The sequence below is a fragment of the Rhodomicrobium udaipurense JA643 genome (genome assembly GCF_000636015.1).
GTDB lineage: Bacteria > Pseudomonadota > Alphaproteobacteria > Rhizobiales > Rhodomicrobiaceae > Rhodomicrobium > Rhodomicrobium udaipurense.
On record NZ_JFZJ01000186.1, the window covers coordinates 1 to 3,975 of the forward strand.

Below are 3,975 nucleotides of genomic sequence, written 5' to 3' on the forward strand. Positions count from 1 at the left end.
CCCGCAATCGGCTCGCGGAAGGCCCTTGCGAAAAGGGCGAGACCGATATGCGCTTCGCTCGCCCTTTCGAGCAGTTTCGCGCGCTCGGGAAACGCGCCGAGATAGCGAACGCGCGCAGCAAGACCGGCCGCCTCCGCGAGGCCGAGAAAACGGTCGACATAGCCGCGATTGCCGACGGTTTCATATCCCGCGAAGTCGAGGCGCACATCCGGCGGAAGCAGTCGCATCGCGTCGATCAGCGTCTCCGGAAACTGATCGGGGCTGATCGAGCCGTGATACCAGAGCGCGAGCGCTTCGTCGCGCTTCGGGGCGGGCTCCACCAGTTCGGCGAGCGAGGGGCAGTTGTTCGCCACGACGACGCGCGCGGCTCCGGTTGCCGAGCGGAAGCGCGCGGCGCGTTCGTCCTGCGGGATCACGCATAATGTCGCCCGCCGCGCGAACGCTGACCGCGCCTTCAGCAGCGCTGAAGCGGCGAGCCCTCCGCCAACGATCGGGCTGTCATGCTCATGCAAAACCGTCTTTACGCGCGTGGTCCATGCAAGGGCCAAGCCGATGGGAAAGCTTCGGAAGTCGGAACAATAGACGACGTCCGGCCGCAGGCGGCGCGCCTTGCCGATACATGCCGCTGCGAAACGCGCATAGGACAGAAGCCTCGAAACCGGGTCGGAGCGATGGCGGAGAAGCCTGCAACTGATGCCGGGGCGAGCGGCCAGCGTGAGCGCGCTGTTCTCTGCTGCGATGCCGATGAAGCGGACGCGCCAGCCCGCCGCCGCCAGCATCCACGCGGCGCGTTCGAGGGGCGGATAGAGCGCCGGGTCGGTATATTGAACAAAGAGGATTGTCTTGGCCGCTCGTGGGTCGCGCGAAATCGATTCCGGCGCGCGGTGAGAAGCCGCGTCAGTACCGGCGGCGTGCGTCTCGACTGCATCGCGACGACTGATGGGCTTTGTTTGATCGAGCGAATGCATCGCGCTAACCGTGGGTGATGTTGCGGAGCCCGCGACGCAACATGATGCAGTCGATTTCAACGAGATAGGGGAAGTGCCCCGCGTTGTTCGGCACGAGCGCACTGATGTCAAAACCGAGCGCCTTGTATTTCAGCAGGGCTTCCTCCATCGGCAGCGTGTTCTCGTACAGGCGCTTGATCGAAAGCTCGCTCTGGAAACCGATCAGCTTCGGGAGCGTGTCGGGCGCGGCGCTCAGGATCGCGAGGTCGGAGCCCTGCGTGTCGAGTTTCAGGAAAGGGTTGCGCGCGCCGATCTTCTGGGACCAGCGGTCGAAAAGACTGTCCAGCGTTTCGCCCTGAACGGTGATGCTGTCGCTGACCGCCAGTTGCTCGCGAAAGGCGTCCGTTTCCGCGAAGGACGGCTCGTTCAACGAACTGCACTGGCTATCGGCCATGATGTGAAACGTGTGCGGGCCGTGCCTGTCGCCGAGCACCACGGGTTCCACGAACCACAGCGGATCGTCGCGCGAGATGTGTCGCAGATGCTCGACCAGATCCGGGATCGGCTCGACCGAAACGATGGCGCCCTTGTAGCCCACGCGCTGGCGCAGCATGGTCGCGTATTGGCCGCGATTGGCTCCCACATCGATCACGAGATCGACGTCGAATTCCCTGAAGATGCGTTTGAGGTGCACCTGCTCGTGTCGGGAATAGAGATAGGCTGTGTCGACGACTGCGAGCCTGCCAGCTTTCCGAACCGCTCGTTTCAAGTAATTTTGCATGAGGGATGATCCTCCGTCTGGCGATCTGTTGCGGTCTGGTGGGCGTTGGGCGAAGCGGGTCGCGCGAGCCGCCACGTCATGTAAATTTGCAGGGCACTGATCGCCGAACTGGCCACCACGAAGGTCGCGATCTGCCAGATTGGCGGGCGGTCGAAGGCGATGACGAGCGCCGCGCCGCCTGCGATCAGCGCCAGTTGAAGGGCCGCGATGGCGAATTCGAGCGTGTTCGCGCGGAACAGGAAGAAGACGGGCCAGATCGGTCCCGCGATCATGCGTAGGTACATCATCGGCGCGAGCAGCCGGGCCATATATCCCGCCTCTTCCCACTGCGGCCCGAGATAGAACGTGAACAGCGCGGGTGCGGCCCAAGACGCGAGGATCACGCACGGCAGCGCGCCGATAATGAGCGCGAGCGTCGTTTTCCGGTAGATCGGCCAGCACGTGCCGGTTTCCTGAAGTTCGCGCGCGGCGGCTCGCTGGAACACGAGCGAGAGGGATATGCCGACGAGGTTGATCGGCAGGGTGAGCAGCGTCCATGCGCGCGAGAACTGTCCGGCCAGCGCCGAGGCGCCGACGATGTTCAGCGACAGCGCGGGAATGCCTTGCGCCAGTTCGCGCATGATGTAGCCGGGCGCGGTGAAAAGCGGGTATTTGCGATCCGATAACGCGAGCGAGGCCGCGCCGCTGAGCGGGACGCGCCAGATCGCTGCGAGCGCGGACGAATGGCGATGCGAGAAGGCCAGGACCTGCGTCAGGTTCATCACCAGATAGCCCGCCGCGAGGCCGCTGAAGCCGTAGCCCTTCCAACCGAGGTAGAGCGAGACGACCGAACTCGCCAGCGCGGCGACGGCCGACATCGTGGCGACGAACCGATAATCGCTGCGCCGGGTTGCCACGGCGACGAGGCAGCTTGTCATACCGGACACGAAGGCCATGAGCGGCAGGGCGAACAGCCAAAGCCCCAGCGCGCTCGCGATGGAAGGGATCAGCGCGAGGCCACTCGCGATGGCAAGCGAAGCGGCGGCGGTGATGAGCGACGTGCAGAAACAGATCTTGACGAGCCGGGCCGCGCGGTCTTCATCCGTCTCGACCAGCAGCGCCTGCGAATATTGCCAGTTGCCCACCGCGCCGAGAACGACGGCGATGCCGATGAATGCCGCGAGGAGGCCGTAGTCGTGCGGCGTGTAGATGCGGCCGAGGATGGGCGCGAACAGGATCGGGATCGCTGCCGCCACAGTCTGTCCGCTGACGAGCGTGGCAACGCTGGCCACAAATCCGCGCCCTTCGATGCGGTTGAGGCCGAGGGAAAGGCGCCTGCTGAAAGCGGCGATGGCGCTGGTCATGCGGCTAACCCGACGCCTGATAGACATGCAGCGCCCAGGCCCGCGAGACGTCGCCCTTTCGGGCGGGCGCTTTCATCTGCGCCGCGCGCGCCAGCCACGCGCCGATCGGCACGCCGAAGCCGGACTTGCTCCGGTTCACCACCGCATCGGGCAGGGGCACGGACGGCGCCTCCGCGAGCGCCTGTTTTCCCGCCACGCCCCGGAAGCGGTGCTGGTAGGGCGCGAGCGCCTTGAGAAGCTCGAAGTCCACGAGTGGTGTGCGAATTTCGAGACCATGCGCCATGCCCGCCCAATCGGCGTCGCGCAGCAACTGGTTGCGCATGTAATTGGCGCTCTCCAGAGCGGAGACCCGCGAGACGGCGGTTTTCGGGTCCGGCGTCATGGTCGCGCGCAGGCTTTTCAGCGTTTGCAGTCGCGCCAGGCCATCGCGCAGCAGCCCTGGATCGAGGACCGTATCGAGTTGGAACGGAAGGAAGACGCTGCGCCGGACGAGGTAAGCGCCTGGAAATGTGCCTGCATATTCGAGGAGCGCGAGCGCTTTCGGCGATACCGCAGCCGGTGCAAGGCGGGAGGCGAGCACGCGGGCGGCTCGTCCCGCCCCCGGTACGACGCTCGCTGCCTTGAGAAAGCTCACCCAGCGCGGGATCTGCCGGAAGCTCGGATAACCGCCAAACAGCTCATCGCCGCCGAGGCCGGAAAGCGCGACCTTGAGCCCGACTTCGCGCGCCGCCTTGGACGCGAACCATGTGTTAACGCCGTCGATGGAGGGCTGATCCATCGCGTCGAGAATAAGCGGAAGATCGGCCTCGAACTCGCTTTTCTCGAAGGTGCGCACGATGTGGCGCGCGCCGTAAAGCCTTGCGATCTCGGCGGCAAGCGGTGCCTCGTCCTCGGCGGTCGCGCG

At 65.3% G+C, this 3,975-nt stretch carries 4 protein-coding genes; all 4 read right to left on the reverse strand.

All coding sequences use genetic code 11. The features are described 5' to 3' along the window. Positions 1-968: glycosyltransferase (locus T281_RS16410; protein ID WP_037242025.1), on the reverse strand; the 968-nt coding region annotated here is incomplete at its 3' end. Between the two features lie 4 nt (positions 969-972). Continuing rightward, the gene (locus T281_RS16415; protein WP_081796872.1) at positions 973-1,728 is read right to left on the reverse strand and encodes an FkbM family methyltransferase; all 756 of its coding nucleotides are present in this window, start codon (positions 1,726-1,728) and stop codon (positions 973-975) included. After that, positions 1,713-3,071, reverse strand: a complete 1,359-nt coding sequence (locus T281_RS16420) for an oligosaccharide flippase family protein (protein ID WP_037242031.1) — start codon at positions 3,069-3,071, stop codon at positions 1,713-1,715. The genes T281_RS16415 and T281_RS16420 overlap by 16 nt, the downstream gene beginning before the upstream one ends. 4 nt (positions 3,072-3,075) lie before the next feature. After that, on the reverse strand, positions 3,076-3,975 hold a 900-nt coding region (locus T281_RS16425), incomplete at its 5' end, for an asparagine synthase-related protein (RefSeq protein WP_162173205.1).